Below are 23,079 nucleotides of genomic sequence, written 5' to 3'. Positions count from 1 at the left end.
TGAGATGTCACCCTGAGCGATAGCGAAGGGTCTCCCTGTCGTGAGGGAGATGCTTCGTCGCTTCGCTCCTCAGCATGACATGGTTATTACGGCATTACCTCATAAATCACTGTCGCGCCATCGCGATAGACTTCGCGCCAATATTGTCCTTCGAGTTGATCGAACTTGGCGATACCTTCCGGCGTGTACGCGGCGCGTTCGAGTTGACCGACGATAATATACTTCACATCGTACTTTTTGAGAAATGCCCGAATGGATTCGGGGTCAATGCTGTTGTAGAAATCGGTTACTTCCGCGCCCCGGTCGACCACTTGCTGTGAAAATAGAACGCGCTGTTGTTGTTGATGCCATTGCCAGCCAACTACATCAGGAAGCCCGGTATAGATCGTGAAACGCGAGTGCCATTCATATTGCCTGCCAGCAGAGGCGGCTTCCGCGATGACTGGCGATCCTTTCACGTTATCCTGCATCCAGCGGATGGCGCGGTAATCCTCGCTCAATTCCAAACGTTGACCGTACGTATCGTATTGAGCATATTGCATGTAGGTCATCGAATCGAGCGTGCGCGGGGCTTCGAGGATCCAGCGGTCTTTGATCTTGCCGGATGTGGCAGTGACGGTATACATCGCCGCGCCGGAGACGAGCGCGATCATCGCGATCTGCCAAAAGACGCGCCAGCCGGGAAGCCATTTGAAGAACGAGGGGAGAGTCCATGCGAACGCCGCCGCCGCGCTCACTGCCAGCATGAACCACGATTGCAAATAGAATTTGAAGATGGTGTTCTGCCGTCCGATGTCGCCGACCACCACGAGGACTTCAACAACGACGGTGATGAGCAGGGCAGTGCCGATGAGGAACAACACGAATCGCTTTTCATCCGGCATGTTCGGGCGCAGCATCAAAATTCCAGCCCACGCCGCGATAGGCAAGGCGATCCAGCTGACCGCCACGCCTCCGTAATTTGTGCTGGATTGATTGTATTGAAGGAGGAGCAATATGAATGCGAACACGATCAACGCGCCTTCGATCAAAACCTGAAATGGTTTGAGCTTTCGCAAGGATGACGCGGGCGTTGAAGCCATCCACTCGCGGGTTTCCCAGACCATCCACGCAACGATGATGAACAGGAACACGCCCCACATAGTGAGATACGACGAGATGGGCGTGAACGGTCCCTTCCACGGGTCGAGCGCGCTGTATCCCTGATAATACGCGATACGATACGGCAGATATAACAGCCTCGACAGCGCGAACAAGGCAACGACCGCGCCGCCCGTCCACACGATGCGTTTCATCAATGACCCGGCTTCGACGTATCGCCACACGGAATATGCGACCGCCGCGATCCCGATCAATAAATAGGTATACGTGTCGGATAGATTGGTGGGAAACACCGCGCCGATGATGAGTCCGCCGACGAGGAATCCCAGCGCGGTCATCCACGCTTCAGACGCAGGGTGGGCTTGGTCCTTCCAGCGCGAGCGAGCCATCACCACCGACAGCGCCCAACTGATGGCAAGCAACGCCAGCGGCATGACGATCATGTGCGCATGCAAGTCGCTATACAGGAAGGTGAACAGAGGGAACTCGGTGATCTCGTTGCCCCCGCCCGGCGGGACGACTCGGCTGGGGTCCCAGTACCAGTCTCCAGGTCCGACCGGAAGCGTGCCGCCCTGCGCGATGAGTTTCAGTCCCTCAGTCGCCCACTTCACGCGTTGACCGAAAGTCGAATCCCAGGTGAAGGCGCCCAGCGAACCGAGTTGTTGCAGGCGGTTGTAGATCATTTGCACGGTGCCGAGGTTGCCCAGCAGGATGGCGAGGAAAGACGCGGCAAAGCCGGCAATTAAAGATAAAGGATGAAGGATGAAGGTTTGCCCTGAGTCTTGTGGAAGGGCTGAATTGTGTTCAGATGATTCTTCATCCTTCATCCTTCCGCCTTCATCCTTTTGAAGAAGATTCCAGCCGATGGAGAATGCGCTGATGCCGACGATGGCGAAGAGTGTCGGCAGGATGAAGTTGTAGGCGATGGACGGCACGATGCCGAGCAGTTTGACCGGCGTGCCGACCAACACGAAGCCGTAATAATAGTAATTGATGTATCCGCCCGCGAACCACGGATCGTACGGCGGGAAGGATGTGCTTTTGAGCACCGCGTTAAAGTACGAGAAATCCATTGGGCGCTCGCCGCCTTTGGATACGTGCCACAAGTCCGGGTTGCCAATGCGGATGAAGAGGTCGATGAAGAAGAACAGCAGGAAGATGCCTTCGACGAGCAGGAAGTATTTTCTTTTGGTTTTCCATTCTGCGCGCAGTTCGTGGCGTTGATAGTAACCAAGCCCCGCGCCCATGAGCAGGATCAAGCCGAAGACGATCGCGATGGTTGGGCGCGTGTAGGGGATGCCGATAGAGCCTCCCATCCATGCCAGCCAGCCGAAGAGGACCAACCCCAACGCGCGGCTGAGCGGGTAACCGCGGTCTGCCAAACCGGGCATGGCAATTCTCACCAGCGGGTATACGGCAAGCCCAAGGATCATGATGAAGAGATACCAGACCAGCAAGCCCAGCCATGGGTTGCTGTTGAGCGCGGAGTTGTAATCGAACAACTCAGACCATGTGCCGCCGGCGCGTTGTTGCGCGAGTTTGTCGGCGGGTAGCATCAAAGACTTGTAGTCGCTGAATTGGCGCGGGGTGAGGCGCGTAACTTTCGTTAAATCGACCGCGCTCAAGGTGGATTGCGCTTGCGCGGTATCGTAGTTTCCGTTCTTCTTGAAGATGAACACTTTCGGATGGTCGTAGAACGTGAACGCCTCTTCCGCGTATTCGTCGTTGATCTCGATGTCCCCTAATTTCGGGAAGGTCTCGAACACAGCCACGAGATCGAAACCGAGCCTGCCCTCGTAGTCGCCGGGTTTGGCTTCGTGATAACAAGGGATGATGTCTTCACCAACTGGACATCCCATCAACTCGCGGTAATACTCTGTTGTCAGCGGATAACGCTCGGGCAGGCGCGTGATCTGGGCGTATTGGTGGTTGGTGGGGATGAAGATGTAATCGGCCTGGTCGAGGGTGCTGACGAAACGCGCGAGTTTGTCGGCGTTGTCATCCCAGTAGACTTGCAGATTCAGGTCGCCGCGGTAGAGTCCGCCGAAGGCGTCGTAGCCATCCACGCGGAAGGGAAGCGGGTAATCGTAGTCGGTTTCATTGACGACCGCCGAGCCGGTGATACCGAGGATGCCCTCGTTGATTTGCATGCGAAGATAATATTGCGTGCCTTTTGAGATATTGATCGGCTCATCAAGTTCGATGGTGTAAGGATCGCCGCGCGGGTCGTTTTGCGCGGAAAAATCACCTGTGAGGGATGCGGTGGCTAATGTTTGTTCGGGGAGGTGATCGGGCGCGTTAGAGAGGATCAGGCTGAGGGTGGAAGAAGATGCGAGCGCGTTGTTGGCGTGCCCGAGGGTGAGGCTGGTGAGAAGTCCGTCCGCATTGGAAATAAAGGAGATATCGTACGGCACGGATGCGTTGACGGCTGTTTCGGGATGAATCGGCAGTGGCTGGTTGTAGGTTCCGCCCTCGGATGTTTGAATGTGTAAATTGATTGGACCCGGCACGTTCTGATAGATCCACCTTGAGGCGGCAATGCGCGGTTCCTCGCGGGTGTAGATGCTTTGGAAGGCGAAAGCCCACGCGGCGGTGAGTCCGATCGCGATCACGGCCATGGAAATACGCAGTACGGAATATGAAGCGCGTAATTTGTTATTGGTAATTGGTAATTGTTCGAAGACGAACCATGCTGCCATCATTCCAAGCAGTGGGTAGATGGGAAGTTGATAGCGCATGGTCGGGTTGAATTCCATCGACTGCCAGAGGAAGTATGCCGCCGTCCAGCCCCAAAGAAGCGCATGATGCCATTCGCCTTTGAGGATGCGCCAGCCCATGGTGAGGAATCCGATCCACGCGAGGATGCCGAGAGGCAGACCTAATCCCCAAGTCGTCAGATTTTCAAACGAATACAAATGCGAACGCCGCGCCCATTGGAGATTCCATGGCAGGTCGGCATCGCCTTTGGCTTGAATGCGTTGTTCTTGAATGTTGGCGATCCACTGCGGGTTGAGTCCAAGCCCGTCGAACGCATACGGCTGGAAAATGCGGAAGGAGATCAGCGCGGCTAGTCCGCCGGCAATGAGACAGAGAGTAATTAGTAAGTAGTAATGGGTTATTGGCGGTGAGCGATGAACGATGGACGATGGACGATGGACGGTTTCTTCCTCGCCTTGTTGCTCTTCCACAGAGAGAGGAGATTTGGTCTGTTGTCCATGGTCGATGGTCATATATCGAATTGCAAACGCGACGGGCAGGAGGATCGCCAGCGGATAAATATTCACCTTCGATGCCAGCGCCATGCCGTAGGCGATGCCGAAGCCGATGCTGAGGAGGAAGAGGGGATTGGTGATTAGAGAGCGGAGAATTGGAGAATTGGAGACTGGAGACTGGAGATCGGAGGCTGGGGAATCGGTGTTGGTCGAGTCGTCTGAGGTGGTCGCTGAGGGTGTTTCGAGATCGGAGACTGGAGACTTGTCCTGAGCGTTGTCGAAGAGCTGGAGATCGGAGGATTGGAGAATTGGAGAATTAGAGACTGGAGACTGGGGACTCATCGAATCTCTAGTCTCTATTCTCTGATTTTTCCACAGCATGATCTCAACGGCAAAATAGAGCGCCAGAAACGCAAACGGGTTGACGAACAGGTCCGTGGTGAAGAAGTGCGATTGCTGGATCTGCATCACCGTCAGCGCGGAGAAGAGGGAGGCTAGCAACGCCACGCGACGATCATACAAGCGCGAGACAATGGCATACAGGATCAAGATCGTGAACAGATCGGCAAAAGCGGAGAACTGCCTGCCCAACAGTTTTACGTCGAGTTGCCCGGTCGCCTCCGCCGCGACACGCACGAGGGTGATCGGCAGGTTGCCATACACAAAGAAGGTTTGCCCGCGATTGTATGGGTTGAGTGTGGAGGTCTCGCTGTCGAAATAATCGCCGAGGCTGATCCACGTCTGTTTTTCCGTGGGGCAGGCATCGATCGGCAGGGCGGCATCGGCGCATTTGTGCGCCCGTAAATTGGCGACCACGCCCGAAAGGAAATTCTCATCCGGGTGTTGGTGCTCGCCTTCGCCCCAATTCACACCGGTCAAACGCAAATAGCCCGCCAACGCGAGCACAAGCACAAGAAGAATATCGAAGAGCCAGAAATATTTTGTATGTTTCATAAATTTTTTGAACCGCGAAGCCCGCCAAGAAAAAAAGAATCTTCGCGTTCCTCGCGCGCTTGGCGGTTAATTATTCACCTGGCACAAAGAGGATCCAAAAATCGTGACCGGGGATGTCCGAATCGAACAAACGCAATGCGCCGTTCGGGTACAACTCTTCCAAAGCATCCAGCGATTGCTGGTCGTTCACCGTCGGGTCTTCGGTGTCGGCTTTTAGGATGAATAATTTCGGACCCGGCAATTCCACTGTCGAGGCAAAATTTTCGGGCCATAGCGCCATATCGCGGTTCGGGATACCCGCCCACGCGGCGGGCAGGCGCGTATCTACCCAATACGGGAACGGCACCACCCAAACCGTCTCTGTTGTGCCATAGGTCTGCTCGAACTCGCGTATGACTCTTCCCATGTCGGATGTGTTCCACGATCCTAAACGGAATGAATTCGCAAACGTATCGAAGACAAGCGTGTAATTTTGTGAAGCGGAAGCCGCCAACAAGATACCCGTCAACCCCCAGGCGACGACATTCCGCATCCCTCTCCCTTTCAGGCTGGTGACTAACCCGTCGAGCGCCAACGCCGCCAGCAGGAAGGCGGGAATGCTCGCCGCGCCGGCGCGGTTGAGCGCGGGGTTTTCCCCGGGGAACGCCAGCGATAACGTGGATGGCAACTGCAACAACGGAATAGACACCAGCAGGAACAAATCCTGCCAGTGGCGTTTGCGGAAGTAGCGGATCAGCACGAGGACAAACCCAAACAGGAACAACGCGCCCGTGACCACGTCCAGCGCGGGGCGGTGAGGGATCGAGTTGACCCAGATCTCGCCATCGTCGAGGTTATACATCAGCAACGCCTTCCCCACGTTCGACGCAAAGATGACCGGGGCGGGTCCCGGCAACAGCTGTTCGATCGTGCTTAACCGGGAAAAAGCGCGGAACCCGAACGCCTCCGGGTTGTCGATCCAGAAGCGCAACAAGGGAAGAAACACAAACAATGAGGTGATCGCCAGCATCGCCAGCCAGACCGGCAACTCGCGGCGCGCGCCTTTCGATTGCGAGTGAATCCAATACAAGATGAACGCCGCAATCACCACGAACGGAACAATGCGGAATGGGCTATAGCCATGCAAGCCAAGCCCGAGGAACAAGCCGGAGAGGAGGAAATCGTTGCGGTTGCGAGTGCGCAAGCCGCGCAGGAGGAAAAGAAGCGTCGGCGCCACGAAGAGGGGATATAACGGGAAACGCAGTCCGATACGACTGATGACGTTGGGCCAGTAGGCAATTCCCGCGAGCATAAAGGCAAAGAGCGCCACGCGCGTTCCGCCGATTTCTTTTCCGAGCAGGTAAATAAATGGCAGGGTCAAAAAGCCGAGGAGGGCGGTGCCGAGTTTGAGGCTGAGATACGACAAACCGGTGCCGAAGATGTTTGCCACCCAGAGAGTCCAATACATTTGAATGGCTTCACGCCCGGTATTGCGCGGGAAGAAAATATGCGTGTCACCCTGCGACACATCGTATACATCGTACAGTTTTTCGGCATGGTCGCTGAACGGTTCCGGCGGCACGGTCTCTGTCTGTGTGAAGCGGAAGAAGAAAACCAGGGCGGTGGCGGCGAAGAGCAGAATCGCCCAGCGCGAGATGGTGATCGTCCATGTGTCGCGGTTGAAAAAGCCCGCAATTTTCGCCAGTTGGTTTTTCACGCTACCAGTCCGAATCCACAATGCGCCCATAAAGGCGAGCACGGCGAGCGCCCACACCGTAACGTTGAGCGTGGTGAAGAGGTTCTCGTCCAGCAGGGTGAACGCCCAGAGACCCAGCCCCAGGCTGAGGATCAACATGACTGGGCGATAGGTGAGCGGGTCTGTCCGATCGGATGTTTCGGCGAGAGGCGCGAGAGTCCATTCGCCGCGATAGAGTCCCCAGCCCAGCGCGAAGAGCGCGGCAACGAACAGCGCAATTCCTAATTGGGTATCTGGCGGCGGTTCGAGAAGCCTTTGGCCCGCCAGCGCAAGCAAGAGCGCCAGCAGGGAACTCCACGGGAAGGGGGAAGGCGATTCGTATTTGGTAGCTGAAGGTTGACTGGGGCGCGGGTGGCGATCCGTCTCTGCCGCGAGGAGCGTATCGAGACCGGAGTTAAGAGGTTGCGGACCCTCAGGTTGATCGTCGGTGATGGATGATGTTTCTTCCTCGGCAACACGAGGAATCTGAATCCGTTCGCCTGCGCCGAATCGAAACAGCGATTTGACGTAATCGAGAATGCTGGGTTCATCGAACGGAGGTTGTGGGTGAGGAGTGGTCATGAGTTCGTATTGCGTCCCTTCGGCTAGGCTCAGGGGAAGATGGCGTTGCCCGGTTCGTTGCCTACTTGCGCGCTTGTTTCCTTGCGATTGTAATGATGCTTTCGCCCCACGTCATGGGAAGAAACGCCACGCCCGTGATCGCCTGTAGTCCGCCGAGCGAACCGAAGGTCAATTTTTGGATCGCGCTGGGAACGAGCGGAATATAGGGCACATCCCAAAACCCATCAGCGAAGATGCGCTTGATTGTAAAGCCTGCGCCTTCGATCAAGGAGACCCATTCGGCGGGTCGTTTCAACGAGATGTGAGTCGGGTCTTGATAGCCGATCCACTTGTCGCCTTTCCACGGCTTGAGTAGAGAGTCGAGGTTCGGCGTGGCAAGGATGAGAATGCCGCCTGCCTCGGTGACGCGCCCGATCTCTCGAATCGTTTTTTGCGGGTCGGGCAAATGCTCCACAACGTGCTTGATGATAACCACGTTAAATGAGTTGTCGTTAAATGGAAGTTCCTGGGCGCTGGCAGTTTGCAGGCGAGTGGTCTTCACAACGGGTTTCGACTGTGTCACCGCCCAATGGTTGATATCACAACCGTACGTTTCGAACGTGTCTTCGAGCTGACCCACAAGATGCCCCATGCCGGCCCCCACCTCCAGCAGGCGCGCGCCGCGCCGGCCGTATCGCCGCGCCAGCATGGCGAAAAAACGATTCGACCACCAATACATGCTGTATTTGGCGAAAGTAATGTTGGCGTAGGTATGCGTGGAGAAATAGTTTTCGTCGAAGGGCATGGGCGCGTATACAAGCACAAGGAAACAGGCGCAAAGCGGATTTGTGGCTGTGTGCGTTTGACTACTGTTTCCTGGTCTACCTTTTCTTCGCGATATAAAACGTAAACGTCCCGTTCTCGGTCGGTTCAGGCGAGGCGTATTTGCTTACATATTTTTTCGTTAGCCAGAGATTCCAGATTGCGCGTGAGAGTATCCAACGCCCTGTGAGAACGCGAGCCAATACCGATGGAACGCCGAAGTAATGTCCCCATTCTAACACGCGCATCGCGGCGGGCGAGAAGTAGTGCCAGTGCCGTATCATTTCAAAGCCGGCGCGTTCCAGGCGCATTTGCCAAACATCAGGCTCGTCGGCGTGATGCACGCGTGAAATTCTGCGGAACCAGTTTTCATACGGCTTGCCCAACACCTTCGAAATAGACAAGGCGGAAAAATATCTCGTGTTCGGCACGCAAAAGTAAAATGGCGCACCCTTCCTTAATACGCGCGCGGTCTCTTTTAACACGTCGTCAATGTGCGGGATATGCTCTAGCACCGAGTTGCTGAACCCGCTGGCGAAGTAGTCGTTGGGGAACGGAGATTTCGCGCCGTCCGCCTCCACGAGCGACTTGTATGCGCCGTATTTCTTCGCCTCGTGGATGGGTCCGTGCCACGGGTCGAGTCCCACGTCAATTTTTTGGTCGAAGGTCAACGAGGCAAAGTGACCGTCGCCGGCGCCCACATCGTAGACCGGCGCGGGCAGGGGCAGGTTTTGGTAGTAGGATGATTCAATTGCCCGCAAAAATGCGCGGAAGTAGGGCAGGTCGCGCAGGTGGAGGAAGAGGAAGTCTTTATTTGGCATGCTATAATGATAGCGCTTTCTGAAAAGTGATAGCAGAATCGAGGTCGCTATGGTACGGATGATGGTTCAACTGACCGAAGAACAGGTGAAGGCTTTAAAAGAACTGGCGAAGGCTCGCAAGACGCCTGTCGCAAAATTAGTGCGCGAGAGTGTGGCGCAGTATATCGTAACCTCTCCAAAAGAAATGACGCAAGAAGAAAAACGCGAGCGCGCCCTTGAATTTATCAGACAGCTTGAGGAGGGAGAAATCCAATTTCATGATATTGAGGACAAAACTGACATTTCGACGAATCACGACAAATATCTGGCGGAGATTTACGGCACATGGAAAAAATCTTCGTAGATACCTCGGCGTTCTTTGCGCTTGTCAACCGGAGTGATGAAAATTACAAACAGGCATTGCTCGCATGGAAAGAAATGATCAAGCGCAGCGCGACACTGATAACGAATAATTATGTTGTTGTCGAATGTTTTTCATTACTTCAAAGCAGGCTCGGGATTGACGCCGCTCGCGAATTTCGGACAAAAATCGTTCCGTTGCTTCAACTCGAATGGATCGGCGCCCAAGAACATTCTGCCATCGTCAATTTCGTGTTATCCGCCAACCGCCGCCAACTTTCGCTGGTGGATTGCAGTTGTTTCGAGACGATGCGGCGAATGAACATCGAAAAAGTTTTCACCTTCGACAGCCACTTCCGCGAGCAGGGCTTCGAAATTATCCCATAAGTTTTGCAAATAATTTTTCATACTCCTGCGCGACGGAATCGGGGTTATAGGATTTCTTGATGGATTCGATATCGCCCTTGAACTTTTGCGGTTCATTCAGGACGGTGAGAATGGACTCAGCCAAGTCGGCCGCGTCGCCAATTCGAGCGACTCGTCCCATGCCGTGCATCGTCACCGGTTGACGCACCCCCGGCAGCGCGGACGGAACGCACGGCACGCCGTTCAGCATCGCTTCGATCTGCACAAGTCCGAAGGCTTCGGTGGAATTCAATGATGGCACGGTCAACACATCGAGGTTGGGGTATAACGCGGCTAGTTGAATGGGATCGAGGTTGCCGAGAAATTTCCAATGACCGGTCGATTCATATTCGCGAATCTTTGGGATCAATCTGTCAAAGTATGCCTGTTCGCCCATCACGTTCTGGTGTTGTCCCGCGTATAGCACTTGCGCTTTCGGATATTTCTGCAAGATCGTTGGTAACGCGTCGAGCAAAAATTCCACGCCTTTTTCGGAGGCGAAGCGCGTGACCATGCCGATGACGGGATGCCGCTCTTTCACATGGTGTTCGTGCGCGAACGCCTCCACCGCACCGAGGAGTGGACTCGGCATCTCAACGGGGGGCAGGATGGGGGTCAGTTTGGAAGCGTAGCGCGAAAGGTAGGGAGAGTTGTCCGCGTAGTCTTGTGTGTACGTCACGATGTGATTCGAAAAAATCCCAGCCGCGTTGTTCATCAAGTTCACGACGAAATTGACAAAGCGGTTGAAGAATCCGGGCGGCAACAGCAGATCGCAATGATAGGTTAGCACGGCGGGTTTGCCGAAGAGACGTCCGCGCAACGCCACGCCGGGCGCGTCGAATTGGGGCAGGTGCAATTGCACGACATCGTGTTGCGCGACGAGTTTTGTCGCGACCCAACCGAACGCCGGCGCGATGACGCCTTTGCTAACCCGCGCCGCCACCGGCACGCGGATAATTTTTACACCGTCTATCACTTCTTCGCGTGGAAGCGACGGGTCATATTGCATGGTCATCACGGTCACTTGATGTCCGCGCTTGACGAACGCGCGCGCGAGTCGCTCGGCGTAAATGGTCAGCCCCGATGTGTGCGGGCGATAATAGGTGAGGACGGTGAGGATTTTCATAAAGCGGGGAGATTATACCCTCGCGACAGGGAGCAATGCGGTCTCTTTTGTACACGGATACTTCGACACGGTGAGCAAAAGACGAACCGTCAGCACAAGTTTCACAGACAACACGGATTTTTTCGTTTTCTCAGAAAGTTCCGTGTTGTCCGCGCGTTCCGTGTGCAAAAATGAGGTTGAGAAAACTTTTGAAATTAACTTGATACAATCACCGCCTGTTGAGGTGACTTGTGAATCACAAAAAACAAATATTGGATTGGTTGCTCGCCACCCTGCGCGAGTCCGCGTGGGCGCCGCTGGGTGTGTTTGGTTTTTATCTGGTCGGGCTGGTCTTCGATTGGTACGACCGTTTTCCCCCGCTCGATATCCCCACGCATTTTATGGGCGGCGTGGCGATCACATTTTTCTTTCGTTCTGCCATCAAACAATCACAAAAATTTCTTGGGGATATTCCCTCTTTGATTCAAATCCTATTTGCCTTCACCTGCACAGGGACGACGATCATCCTGTGGGAATTCTACGAGAACGCTTTCGATTATCTCTTCGGCACCACCATGGTGCGCGGATTGGAAGATACAATTGTGGATATGCTTATTGGGATGACGGGGGCGATGGCGTTGACTTTGTTCTATAAACGGTGATAATGCTTGTAATTCAAGGAGTGGAAGTTGCGTGGAGAACAATCAATGGTAATTCATCGGGATTCCTTTGCCTCCAGCGCAACCTATCAACTAACTCCTGAAAATGAATCTGCCCGCTAAAATATCTTTCCTGAACAACTAGGGGGAATGCATCTTGGATTTCAGAAGGGAAACTTATAAGGTCGCCGTTGGCTGATATCACAGACCCGTCATCGGAAAGGTGAACAATAGCAAGACCCTCCGATCCTATGATGTAGTCGTAGATCGCACCACAAATCGCCCACACATATACTTCATTGCCAGATTGTCCTAAAAATTCCCACTCGCAGATTACTTCTTCTGGAGGACGGTAATTGAATTCATCAGCAAGCGCAGTCTGGTAATCTTTCCATTTCTCTATCTGAATAGGTTCAGGTTTTAACCAGGGAATAATTGCCGGGGTTGGTTGTGTGTGTAATGTAGAAATAACAATCCAGGGAGGTTCGTCAGGGTGACCGCGTCTCCAGCGCAAACGATCTGCCCGTTCTATAGCGCGCCAGTAAGCGTCCGATCCATAATAATCCACTGGCTGAATAAAGATTTTTTCCTGCACATTCGAGGGAAACATGGCGCGAATATCAGCGTTATAAGAAGATCTTGATCCGGGAATTTCGGCATTTATTACCTCCCCATCCATTCCAAGATATATCACAGCCGGAATCGTTGCTCTATAAGGGTTGGCAGAGTAGATGCCTGCACAATGCGCATCCACATAAACTTCCTGTTCTGTTTGTCCTAATATTTCCCACTCACATACGACTTCTTTAGGTTGAAGAGATGACTTGAAAAATGCTTTCGCTAAAGCGTCTTCATATGCCATCCAATGTTCTATTTGATTGGCATTAGGTGCAATAACAGGAATGGTTGGTTTTGTAGGTAATGGAGATGGGGTAACCGTTACGAGTATTGGCGTGGATGTCGGAACGGGTGTCGGTGAAACCGTTTTTGAAACAGGTGTCTCACTGGGTGACAAAGTTGTTTTCTCTCGACAAGCAACGATGAGATCAAGAAAGAGCAACAAGAAAAGATATGTCACGATCTTGTTCATTATTGATATTTCCTTTTACGTTCAAATCCAGATCTACAGAAATTGCCTGATCGAAAACACTATTAGACTGCTAAAACAAATCCTTATTCGCCTGCACCCACTCGAACATCAACTCCATGCCCTCTTCGAGATCAATTTTCGGTTCCCAGCCGAGTTCGTGTTTGGCTTTGCGTAGGTCGGCGTAGAAGACTTTCTGGTCGCCGGGACGCCAATCTTCGCGCGCCACTTCGATTCTTTTGCCGAGCAACTTCTCCAGTATCGGACCGAACTCTGCCCAGATCGCCATGACGTTGCGCCTGCCGCCGCCAACGTTATAAATTTGCCCTTTGGCAGTATCAATTTTTTCGATGGCGGCATCGTACGCGTCGAGCAGGTCGTGGACGTGCAGAACGTCGCGCACTTGTTTGCCGTCGCCATAGACGGTAATCTTGCGTCCCGTCACTGCAGCGATCATCATCCACGCGAGCCAGCCTTGGTCTTCGATTCCAAATTGGCGCGGACCGTAAATGCAACTTTGACGAAAGACGACAGAGCGTAGACCGTAAATGCGAGCATAATCGCGGACGTATTGGTCGCCCGAACCTTTTGAAACTCCATACGGCGAATGGAAATCAAGCGGCTGTGATTCGGGACAGCCGTGTTTCAAATCTTTGTATAACCAGCGCGTCGATTCTTCGACCAACTGCACATCGTCCATGCCGCCGTAGACTTTGTTGGTGGATGAGTAAATGAAGATGGGATTCTTTTTCGATAGGCGAGCGGCTTCGAGCGCGTTGAACGTCCCCAGCGCGTTGGCTTCGAAGTCCTCGCGCGGATTTGTCACAGAGGTTGTCACTGCGACTTGACCAGCGAGATGCACGATGACATCCGCGTCTTTGGCGGACTCGGCTAACAAGTCTGCGCTTCGCAGGTCTCCGACGATGAGGTTGAATCCAGTTTCCCCGAATTGACTCTTCAACCAGTCCACATTGCGCGGCGCGCCCGCGCGCGAGAGATTGTCGAAGATGGTGACGCGCTCGCCGCGCTGGATCAGCCTGTCCGCGTAGTTCGAACCGATGAATCCCGCTCCGCCTGTGATGAAGTAATGGCGACTCACATTGTATCCTTTAGATTAGACCTCTTGAATAAGTAAGTTTTGCTTAGCCACACATCGTCCCGATGTTCTTCGGGAGAGTCCACAGAGCCCTTTGAGAAAATCTCTTTTTTCTCTGTGTGCTCTGTGGCGAAAAGACTTTCGCAAGAGGGCTATTATTTGATGCTACACCGTCCCGCAGGTTGCGTAGTGGCGACTTCAGTCGCCCACAGCCGAACGACTGAAGTCGTTACTACGGTTTTATGACCTGCGGGACGTTTTGACTATTCCGCTTTCGCTTGCTTGTTTCTGAAACTCATCAACTCCTGATAGACGCCTGAAAGAGTCTGTCCTTCGCGCGAGAGACCGATGGCGCCGACTATGATGCTGTTGATGTAATTGTACAACCGCATGGCTAATGCGGCGGCGAGCGCGGAGGATTCGTCGGCACCCAGGATTTTCAAGGCGAACACGATCGCGGCTTCGAACGTCCCTAACGCGCCGGGCGCCGAAGGGATGGCTCCGCCGAACGCCGCCATGCCCAAGCCGAACATCGCCCAGATCGCGTTCGCCTGCGGGAAGAACGCGCGGATGATGAAGTAATACGCGACGATGGCGATCCCCCAGTTGACAGCCATCCAAAATAAAAATTTGACGAAGAGTCTGCCGTCGGTGAGCACGCTCAAGCCGGAGAAGAACGATTCGAGGAAACTGCCGCCGAGTTGTTGCAAGCGCGGAAAACGCGCCGTGAGTTTGTGAAAAATATCGAGCGCCCATTTGTTGTTGCGCGCCAGAATGAACATCAGTACGAAGCCGATCAGCACGATGCCGCCCATGATGTAGGCTGTACGTCCGCTCCCCTCCGCGCCGACGATGAACGGAAGGACGGAAAGAAAAATGATGGCGGTGTAGATCAAGTCCATGGTGCGTTCGATGACGATGGTTGGGAGGATTTCCATGAAGGTCATCTTGGATTTTCGGCTGAGTAAAAAGGCGCGACCAACTTCGCCGAGGCGGAAGGGAAGGAAGTTATTTAATAAGTATCCTTCACCCACTGTCCAAAACACATCGCTGAACGAGGCGCGGTCACGCAGAAGCGTTCTCCACACCTGCGTGCGGACCGCCATCCACACAAAGCCGATCACAAGCGCGATTCCGAAATACACATAATTCGCGTTGCGAAGCGCGTCGACCATTTTGGGCAGGTCAACGAAATAGAGGATCGCGGCGATCAAGCCGAGGCTGACGATCGCGCCGGGGAGCCATTTTTTTACATCTTTCATATGATTCCTTTTTTACCACGAAGGACACAAAGTACACAATGGAAAACCCATGCCATGTCATGCTGAGCCGCTTGCGGCGAAGCATCTTTGCCACGTTGCGCCAGAGACCCTTCGGTCGCGGACGAACGCTCCCTCACATCGTCCCGATGGTCTTCGGGAGGGTGACATACCTTAGTGACCTTCGTGTCCTTTGTGTTTAAAGAAGATTATTCCTCATTCAACTTCAACACCGCCATGAACGCGTCCTGCGGGATTTCGACGTTGCCGACCATCTTCAAGCGTTTCTTGCCCTTCTTTTGTTTCTCGAGCAATTTCTTTTTGCGAGTGATGTCGCCGCCGTAGCATTTTGCCAGCACATCTTTGCGCGTGGCTTTGACGTTGGCGCGCGAGATGATTCGTCCGCCCGAGGAGGCTTGCACTGCCACATCATACAGTTGACGGGGGATCAAGTCTTTCAGTTTCGTGATGAGGCGTTGACCTTTGTGATACGCATCCTTTTGATGGACGATGGTCGCGAGCGCGTCGAGAGGTTCGCCGTTGACGAGTATTTCAAGTTTCTGCAATTCGTCGGGGCGATATTCAAGGAATTGATAATCCAACGAAGCATAGCCTTTGGTGCGCGATTTCAAATCGTCGAAGAAATCAATGATAATTTCCGAGAGCGGGATTTCAAAATCGAGTTGCACGCGATGCGGCGCGGGATATTCCTGTTGTTTGAAGATGCCGCGCCGTTTGGTGACAATGTCCATGATGGGACCGTAATAATCGGTGGGCGTGATGATCTCGATGGTCATCCACGGCTCGCGCACTTCGACGATCTTCGATTCATCGGGCAGTTCGGCGGGCGAGTCAACGGGGATGACCGAGTCGTCGATCATCAACACTTGATATTCCACCGACGGCGCGGTGAACAGCACATCCAAATTGTATTCACGTTCGATGCGCTCTTGAATGATCTCCATGTGAAAGAGACCGAGAAAGCCCGCGCGGAATCCGAATCCCAACGCTTGCGAGGTTTCAGGCTGGTACGTCAGCGAGGCGTCGTTGAGTTGCAGTTTTTCGAGCGAGTCGCGTAGCTCGGGATAATCGTCCGCTTCGACGGGATAAATCCCCGCGAAGACCATCGGCTTCGGGGTTTGGTACCCAGGCAGAGGGTTAGAGGCAGGCTGAGCGGCGCGCGTGATCGTATCTCCCACGCGGCACTCATGCACGGTTTTGAATCCCGTCGCGATGTATCCCACCTCGCCCGATCCCAACGTCTCCGTCGCCTTCATGCTCGGCGCGAAAATTCCGATTTCAACGGGGCGCATTTCTTCGCGCGTCGAAAACATCCGCAAGACATCGGTGGATTTGAACGAGCCTTCAACCACGCGGACGTACGCGACGACGCCTTTGTACGAGTCGTAATGCGAATCGAAGACGAGCGCGCGCAACGGCGCGTCATCCAGATCTTTCGGAGGCGGCACGCGCGTCACAATTGCCTCCAGGATTTGATCCACGTTGACGCCCTCTTTCGCCGAGACGCGCAAAACCGCTTCAGGCGGGACCCCGAGCAGGCTCCCCACATCTTCAGCCACCTCGTCGGGACGCGCGGAGGGCAGGTCAATTTTGTTGATGACGGGGATGATCGTGAGGTCGGCGTCGAGCGCCTGATAGAGATTCGCCAGCGTCTGCGCTTCGATGCCCTGCGTGGCGTCCACGACAAGCACCGCGCCTTCGCACGCCTTGAGCGCGCGGCTGACCTCGTAGCCGAAGTCCACGTGACCTGGCGTGTCGATCAGATTGATCTCGTACTTTTGATTGTCCTTCGCGGTGTAATACATCCGCACCGCGGAGGCTTTGATCGTGACGCCTTTTTCGCGTTCGAGGTCCATGCTATCGAGCACCTGCTCGGTCATCTCGCGTTCCGAGATCGCGCCTGTCAGTTGCAACAAGCGGTCGGCAAGCGTGGATTTTCCATGGTCAACATGGGCAATGATACAGAAGTTACGAATGTGGTCGGTCATAATAGCGGGGGAAGTATAACCGAGTTTCTTAACAACGAAGATATCCTTCGACTTTGATCGAGGATGATTAAATGAACAGAATCTGCAAATAGCCGATCTTTTATGGACAGTTAGAGGATATCGATATAGAACCTGGTAATGTTTCTAATTCCGTTGGATTGCTGCCATCTGGGTTTATGATGAATGGCTTTCCTCCAAATGGCCATGCAAATATCTTTGTGCCGTCCGGTGACCATATAACATCTGTTTCATCCATTTTGTTTCTTGTTATTTTAAGTGGATTGCTTCCATCAGCATTCATAATATAAAGTTCAAAATCCTCGCCGTCACGATCAGAACTAAACAGTATTTTTTCTCCATCAGGAGACCAGGCCATCGGGAAATCTCCACCCCTGCCGCTCGTCAATTGAAAATTGTTGCTTCCATCAACGTTCATAACATGGATCTTGTAATATCTACCCTCGCGCAGGGAAGCAAAAGCGATCTTCGTTCCATCTGGCGACCATATGGGGAATTGTTCCATAAAAGGACTGTTTGTCAAGTTGGTCAGGTTCCCGCTTCCTACATCTACCACGTAGATATCAAAGTCATATTCCTCGTCTTGCGATTCAAAAACAATCTTACTCCCATCCGGCGACCAATTATGCCAGTATTCAAATCCACCCGTGTTAGATACATTTGTCGGATTGCTCCCATCAACATTCATAACATAAATTTCAGGGTTGCTACCATTACTTGACACGAAAGCAATTTTGGCTTTGTCAGGAGATAAAATAGGCGAATATTCATACGCAGGACTGTTTGTGAGATTGATTCGATGATTTCCATCAACAGATACAGAGAAAATCTCAAGGTTTCCAGTGCCAAGATCTGACGCGCATATTATATTTTCTGTTGTCCAGCCGCCGAGTAAAGTGGCAGTGGGAAGCGGGGTGAGTGTCGGTGTGTGGGTGGGAGTGAAAGTTATTGTTGGGGTAGCTGTATAAGTAGCTGTTGGAGTCGGTGTTCTTGTCCAATTTGCCGCGCTTGTCGTTGCGGCAACCGATGTCTGTGCTGTGACTTCCTCTGGCGAAGATGCACAACTCGTAATGAGGAGAACAATGATTGTTAAGGAAAGAATCAGCTGGTATTTCATATTTTCCGCTAACGGTTACACAACCAAGAACTCGGCGTTGCCCTTACGGCAAATCAAGCGCGGCAAGAACATGCTCTACTTCGTCGAGAAATTCGCTTAATTCGATAGGTCTTTTCCCTTCTTTACTCGTATCGTGCTCTTCAGGTTTCCGATGAGTATGCCTGTGCCAGCGTCCATCCAGTTCATCTCGCGCATACAAGCGTTGACCGTTGTGAATTAAAGCAAGGTTTGTGGTTTGGTAAACGTCATTTCGATAAATTTGGACAAACAAGGCGGAGGAAATATACAGGCGAATTTTCACCAGACTCAAGGTCTGGTCGAGAACATCCATGCGGACGAAGTACTTGCGCCGCTCGAGTTCCGTCCCCAGGGTGGCGGGCAAATCCTCCGCTTTCATGATTTTTTCTGCAATGCCTTAAGCCGCTTGATCTCGGCTTTCATGTCCGCGATGCCTGTCACCGCAAGTTCCCAATCGAAGTAATCCTGCTCCGCTTCCGATTTTGGCTTTGATGCAAGGATTTTCTTGCGGAACGTTTCAAAGTCACGTTCGTATTTCTTTTCGAAGTCGCGCGCCATCGCTTGATATTTGATCAAGTTCCGCTGGGCGCGTTCGAGCAACAACTCCACAATTGCCTGTTCGGGGGACAGGTTCGGGAAGAGTCTCTTGGCGCTGGATTCGATGGTAACTGGTAGAACCATGCTTGGATTATATACCTAATTTTCTGAGCAAACTATCCAAATCGCTTCGCTCGGGATTGGAAGCTTGATCCATCCACGCCAAAAACTCGACATTCCCCTTCGGTCCCAACAGCGGACTCTTGATCAGCCCGCGGATGCCGAAGCCTTCATTCTGGGCGAAACTCAAAACATCAAGAAGTACCTGCTTGTGGATTTCAGGGTCGCGGATCACGCCGTCACCACGGGAGACATCCTTTTTACCGGCTTCGAATTGGGGTTTGATGAGGGCGATAACATGTTCCACTTTCCACTTTCTATTCTTCATTTGTAAAGTGGAAAGTGGAAAGTCGGTAGACCATTTCTTCACCACCGGCAACAAAATCTTCAACGAAATAAACGAAGCGTCAATCGATACGAGATCAACCTGTTCAGGCAGTGACTCAACATACCGCGCATTGGTCTCCTCCATCACAACCACGCGCGGATCGTTGCGGAGTTTCCAGTGCAGGATGCCTTTGCCTACATCTATTGCGTAGACTTTCGCCGCGCCGCGTTGAAGCAGGCAATCGGTGAATCCGCCGGTGGACGCGCCGACATCCGCGCAGACAAAATCTTTCACATCGAGTTGGAACGCTTCGAGCGCGCCATCCAGTTTTTCGCCGCCGCGTGAGACGAAGCGCGGACCGGAGTCCACTGTCACGGTGGATTCGCTGTCCACGGACGCTCCAGACTTCAACGCGACCTGATCCGCCACACGGACTTGTCCCGCCATGATGAGGGCTTGCGCCTTGGCGCGCGATTCGGCGAGTCCGCGCTCGACCAGTAACACATCCAAACGAATTTTTGGCATGAGCGTATTGTATCAATTTCTATTGCGCGCCCCTCTCACTTCACGTTTGAACACTGTTCAGGCGCAAAGTGAACTTTGCGGTACGGATTTTCAATCCCGAATCAGTTCGTTAATTCAACGATCAGCGTGTCCAGCGCCAGATCGAGTGTGGACTGCCCGGTCTTGACCCGCTCGTCGATGCGCAGTAATTTTCGATAGATGCTTTCAAGCGATTCGATCGAAAAGCGCCCAGCCTGTCCCGTCGTCTTCTCTGCCACAAACGGATGCACGCCCAGCGCGCGCGCCACATCATCCTTGTTTCCGCGTCCGTCGAGGATTTCTCGCGCTTGAATTAACAGGCGAAACTGTCGCACCACCATCCCCCACAGTGAAAACGGGTCTTCGGTTTCGAGCAGGCGATGCAATAAGTGTTGCGCCGATTTGCCGTTGCCGCTCGACAAGGCGTCGACGAAATCGAACACCGATTGCTGTGACGTGACGATGCAGACCGCTTCCACATCCGCGACGTTGACCTGCCTCGCCCAATTGACGTACGCCAGCAACTTCGAGATTTCCATCCCCGCCTGACGCGTGTCCACGCCGACCATGTCTTTGAGCATTTCCGCGGCGCGCGGCTCGATTTGCCCGCCTTGTTGTTTGGTTTCGTTGACGATCCAGCCTGTCATGTCTCTGAGTTTGGGGAGCATGAAGGCTTTGGTTTGAATGGATTTGTTGTTTTTCTCCGCCCATTTCACCAGCCAGTGTTTGTCCGCTTCTTTTGGTTCAACGGATTCGTACATCGCAATCCGAGTCGTGTCTGGCGCTTTTTCGATGAATTCGATAAATTTCTTTCTCGAAGAAGCGTTGTTATATTTCGAAGATGGATTCGCCAGCAAGACCAACCGTCGCTTGGCGAGGAACGGCATGGCGTTGACGGCGGTGTTCAAGTCCGTTTCGCTCATCGAACGCGCGTCGAGGCGCGCCGTGTTCATGTCCGCGCTGGTGGGGTCGGGGAAGTCCGAGTCGAAATCCTTGAGCTTGCGCGAGATGGCGAATTCGTCGTTGCCAAAGAGGAAGTAGAGGTTGGGCATGGGGAAAAGGATGAAGGATGAATTATGAAAGATGAAGAAAGTGGAGATGCAAGTTACGAGATACGAGTTACAAGTTACGTGTGTACTTGTTTACCTGTTTCCGTGTTTACTTGTCTACCTGGTTACAACTCGATGAACGCCTTTGCGAACAAGCCGAACATCCACGATCTGCATGTTGCCCAAGTCCGCTTCGGTGGTGATGTGTTTTTGGAGCCAGGGTCCAAGCGGGCGGCTCAAGAGATAGCCGAAGAGGGCGAGCATCAACGCAAAAGGAATCAGCCCGACGCGCCAAAAGGTGGAACGCGCTCCACGGAGGGGCATCCAGGCAAACGTCGCGGGAAGAAGCGTGGCGGCGACCAGATTGGTCCCGCATCCCTCGTGGACGGCGAGTCCGCTTTCGCCCGCGTTGAGTCGCGTATGCGCTTCGTTCGCGCAGGCGATCACGTCGTCGGTGGGAACGTCGCCGAGCAGAAAAAATCCCGTCGGGTTGGAATGTCCCGCCATGGATTGGTTTTTATATTTGCGCGCGAGCAGATGAAGCGTGGCATGTTCGAGCGCGTGGTTTCGTCGAGTTTCGAGAATGAGGGGAAGGTCGAGGATCATGCGATGATTATACACCGCAGGATTTATGGAAGTAGATAGGCAAGCAAGGTAAATGGCAATGCGGCAAACCCGCCTTTGATGATGACGCGTAGCGCCTGACGCCGCATTTGTTGCAACTCTGATTTGTCTTGGATGCGTTCTATTGTGTCGGAGGTATGGCGCAGACCGCGCGAGGCGAGCAATACTCAGGTTTTGTCGAGGGCTTGAATATAGCTGGTGGTCGCCGCGCTGAACATGAAGAACAACGGCAAACGCCAAAGCGGATGTATATCGAATATGACGAGCGTGGCTAACACAGCCAGCGTGAAGACAAAATACCGCGCGGCGAATCGTTCGCGCTTCTTTCTCTCTTTCGGGCTGATATTCGGTAGGCAGACAGCTCCCACCGCTCCTTTGGGATGTGCGGAAAAATTGTCAGTCATGGGAGGTGTGAAACTGAGGTTTCATCGGTTGACGCGAATTCTCACATTCTAACAAGTTTTACAGGAACCCGATGAGATGTGAAGGGAAGGGGAGCGGCGAACCAGGCATGTAATAACCCGGGTCTCCCGTACTTAAACAGGAAAGAGCCTCACCAGAAAAGGCACACACCTGCCCTGGCAGGCGGCGCCAGGGCGGCACAAAGAGATTGGATTCCTTGAGCCCTTCCTTTGTGACCGTCGTGTCCTTTGTGTTTGAATAAACAGGGCTTACGCAGTTGGCGGGCAGTTGTACTGCCGCCGCCGCAGCGCAACTACGGCGCAACAGGTTCAATTGTGTAAGTCCTAAAAAGATTTCCCGTTAAAAACAGTAGAGTCAACAACCCTCTTTGCCACAGAGGACCCAGAAACCTCGGAGAGTTCTTTACCGTTTCTTTTGGAACTTCGCGATGAAATCTTCGTATCCTTGCTTCACTTCAGCCGCGGGTTCCCCGCCATCGAAGTTGAGGAAAACCTTGAACGCGGCATTCCCTCGCGTGTCGAAGAATTGGAAAGACAACGATTCGTGTTTATCGAGATGACTCGGTTTGCGGAAGGCAAACACAGAAGCCAGTTCCCAGCCGCGGATGTGCATATCGAGGGTGTCGGTCCGGATATTCAAAAAGCCGTCTTTGTTGAAAAATTTTCCAAACTGACCGAACACCTCGACCGTGGTCGCGCCGTTCGACACGATGACGGTCACTTTGCCTAGCGGCTCGAACGCGCGGATGATTTCCTCCCAGCGCGAACCATCCAGTTCGCGGGCAGTGTCGCCTTCAAGCGCGCGCAGGATGTCCACTTCGGGGATGCGCAGTTGATGCGCAAGCATGAGGGTCATCTGTGAGCGGTCTTCATTGTAGGCTTCACGAATGGCGTCGAGACGTTCGTCCGCTGTAAGGTCTGGGCTGAGAGGGGCGAAGGTTGTAAACATGTTGTATCCTTTTCATCGATGTATGAAGACAGGGTTTCTAATTCAAGGCTTACGCAGTTGGCGGCAGTGCAACTGCGGCGCAACAGGTTCAACTGCGTACGTCCTATAATTCTTGAATGGGCGCAAGTATAGTGATATTAACTCTGCGAATCCAGACACGAGGATGATCTTTGAATTCCATGACGGTGATGGCGGATTTCACCCTGGTTG

20 protein-coding genes are annotated in these 23,079 nt (G+C 53.2%); 3 read left to right on the top strand and 17 right to left on the bottom strand.

Annotation, left to right across the window (positions count from 1 at the left end):
• Nucleotides 1-86: 86 nt before the first annotated feature.
• The 4 genes from AC16KF_RS02520 to AC16KF_RS02505 all read right to left on the bottom strand — a co-directional run bounded on the left by AC16KF_RS02520 (nt 87) and on the right by AC16KF_RS02505 (nt 9,185).
• Nucleotides 87-5,267 carry a DUF2298 domain-containing protein gene (locus tag AC16KF_RS02520; protein ID WP_484035713.1) on the bottom strand — a complete coding sequence of 1,727 codons (5,181 nt, stop codon included), beginning with the start codon at nt 5,265-5,267 and terminating at the stop codon, nt 87-89.
• Between the two features lie 70 nt (nt 5,268-5,337).
• On the bottom strand, nt 5,338-7,563 hold the full coding sequence (locus tag AC16KF_RS02515) for a glycosyltransferase family 39 protein (RefSeq protein ID WP_484035712.1): 2,226 nt from the start codon (nt 7,561-7,563) through the stop codon (nt 5,338-5,340).
• A 61-nt stretch (nt 7,564-7,624) separates the two neighbouring features.
• On the bottom strand, nt 7,625-8,347 hold the full coding sequence (locus AC16KF_RS02510) for a methyltransferase domain-containing protein (RefSeq protein WP_484035711.1): 723 nt from the start codon (nt 8,345-8,347) through the stop codon (nt 7,625-7,627).
• A gap of 76 nt (nt 8,348-8,423) precedes the next feature.
• Nucleotides 8,424-9,185, bottom strand: coding sequence for a class I SAM-dependent methyltransferase (locus AC16KF_RS02505; protein ID WP_484035710.1), 762 nt, complete (start codon nt 9,183-9,185; stop codon nt 8,424-8,426).
• Nucleotides 9,186-9,246: 61 nt separating this feature from the next.
• Between AC16KF_RS02505 and AC16KF_RS02500 the strand changes: the two genes are divergently transcribed.
• The gene (locus AC16KF_RS02500) at nt 9,247-9,528 is read left to right on the top strand and encodes a ribbon-helix-helix protein, CopG family (RefSeq protein ID WP_484035709.1); all 282 of its coding nucleotides are present in this window, start codon (nt 9,247-9,249) and stop codon (nt 9,526-9,528) included.
• The gene (locus tag AC16KF_RS02495) at nt 9,510-9,911 is read left to right on the top strand and encodes a type II toxin-antitoxin system VapC family toxin (protein ID WP_484035708.1); all 402 of its coding nucleotides are present in this window, start codon (nt 9,510-9,512) and stop codon (nt 9,909-9,911) included. The genes AC16KF_RS02500 and AC16KF_RS02495 overlap by 19 nt, the downstream gene beginning before the upstream one ends.
• Here the strand turns inward: AC16KF_RS02495 and AC16KF_RS02490 are convergent.
• A complete protein-coding gene (locus AC16KF_RS02490; RefSeq protein ID WP_484035707.1) occupies nt 9,901-11,055 on the bottom strand; it encodes a glycosyltransferase family 4 protein in 1,155 nt (384 codons plus the stop codon). The two genes, AC16KF_RS02495 and AC16KF_RS02490, sit on opposite strands and share 11 nt — an antisense overlap.
• Before the next feature lie 230 nt (nt 11,056-11,285).
• Here AC16KF_RS02490 and AC16KF_RS02485 point away from each other — a divergent pair, with 230 nt between their 5' ends.
• Nucleotides 11,286-11,696, top strand: a complete 411-nt coding sequence (locus tag AC16KF_RS02485) for a DUF2238 domain-containing protein (protein WP_484035706.1) — start codon at nt 11,286-11,288, stop codon at nt 11,694-11,696.
• Nucleotides 11,697-11,709: 13 nt separating this feature from the next.
• Here the strand turns inward: AC16KF_RS02485 and AC16KF_RS02480 are convergent, their stop codons facing one another.
• From AC16KF_RS02480 to AC16KF_RS02425, 12 genes are all read right to left on the bottom strand, one after another.
• Nucleotides 11,710-12,783: a hypothetical protein gene (locus tag AC16KF_RS02480; protein ID WP_484035705.1), complete on the bottom strand. Its 1,074-nt coding sequence runs from the start codon at nt 12,781-12,783 to the stop codon at nt 11,710-11,712.
• Between the two features lie 70 nt (nt 12,784-12,853).
• Complete coding sequence (locus tag AC16KF_RS02475; protein WP_484035704.1) at nt 12,854-13,879, bottom strand: GDP-mannose 4,6-dehydratase; 1,026 nt, start codon at nt 13,877-13,879, stop codon at nt 12,854-12,856.
• Between the two features lie 260 nt (nt 13,880-14,139).
• On the bottom strand, nt 14,140-15,138 hold the full coding sequence (locus AC16KF_RS02470) for a lysylphosphatidylglycerol synthase transmembrane domain-containing protein (protein WP_484035703.1): 999 nt from the start codon (nt 15,136-15,138) through the stop codon (nt 14,140-14,142).
• A gap of 206 nt (nt 15,139-15,344) precedes the next feature.
• Nucleotides 15,345-17,144, bottom strand: coding sequence for a translation elongation factor 4 (gene lepA, locus AC16KF_RS02465; protein ID WP_484035702.1), 1,800 nt, complete (start codon nt 17,142-17,144; stop codon nt 15,345-15,347).
• 100 nt (nt 17,145-17,244) lie between these two features.
• Nucleotides 17,245-18,279: a hypothetical protein gene (locus AC16KF_RS02460; protein WP_484035701.1), complete on the bottom strand. Its 1,035-nt coding sequence runs from the start codon at nt 18,277-18,279 to the stop codon at nt 17,245-17,247.
• 43 nt (nt 18,280-18,322) lie between these two features.
• Entirely contained in the window at nt 18,323-18,676 is a 354-nt protein-coding gene (locus AC16KF_RS02455) for a hypothetical protein (RefSeq protein WP_484035700.1), read from the bottom strand.
• Nucleotides 18,673-18,978, bottom strand: a complete 306-nt coding sequence (locus AC16KF_RS02450; protein WP_484035699.1) for a hypothetical protein — start codon at nt 18,976-18,978, stop codon at nt 18,673-18,675. Before AC16KF_RS02450 ends, AC16KF_RS02455 begins: the two co-directional genes overlap by 4 nt.
• A gap of 7 nt (nt 18,979-18,985) precedes the next feature.
• Nucleotides 18,986-19,807, bottom strand: a complete 822-nt coding sequence (locus AC16KF_RS02445) for a TlyA family RNA methyltransferase (protein ID WP_484035698.1) — start codon at nt 19,805-19,807, stop codon at nt 18,986-18,988.
• A 101-nt stretch (nt 19,808-19,908) separates the two neighbouring features.
• On the bottom strand, nt 19,909-20,877 hold the full coding sequence (gene holA, locus AC16KF_RS02440) for a DNA polymerase III subunit delta (protein ID WP_484035697.1): 969 nt from the start codon (nt 20,875-20,877) through the stop codon (nt 19,909-19,911).
• Between the two features lie 114 nt (nt 20,878-20,991).
• Entirely contained in the window at nt 20,992-21,480 is a 489-nt protein-coding gene (locus AC16KF_RS02435; protein ID WP_484035696.1) for a DUF6391 domain-containing protein, read from the bottom strand.
• Between the two features lie 185 nt (nt 21,481-21,665).
• A complete protein-coding gene (locus AC16KF_RS02430) occupies nt 21,666-21,902 on the bottom strand; it encodes a hypothetical protein (RefSeq protein WP_484035695.1) in 237 nt (78 codons plus the stop codon).
• Between the two features lie 421 nt (nt 21,903-22,323).
• On the bottom strand, nt 22,324-22,869 hold the full coding sequence (locus AC16KF_RS02425; protein ID WP_484035694.1) for a ChuX/HutX family heme-like substrate-binding protein: 546 nt from the start codon (nt 22,867-22,869) through the stop codon (nt 22,324-22,326).
• Nucleotides 22,870-23,079 lie beyond the last annotated feature (210 nt).

Source organism: Candidatus Defluviilinea gracilis (assembly GCF_057138825.1).
The sequence above is the reverse complement of the archived record's forward strand: the minus strand, read 5'-3'. Positions and strand labels throughout refer to the sequence as shown.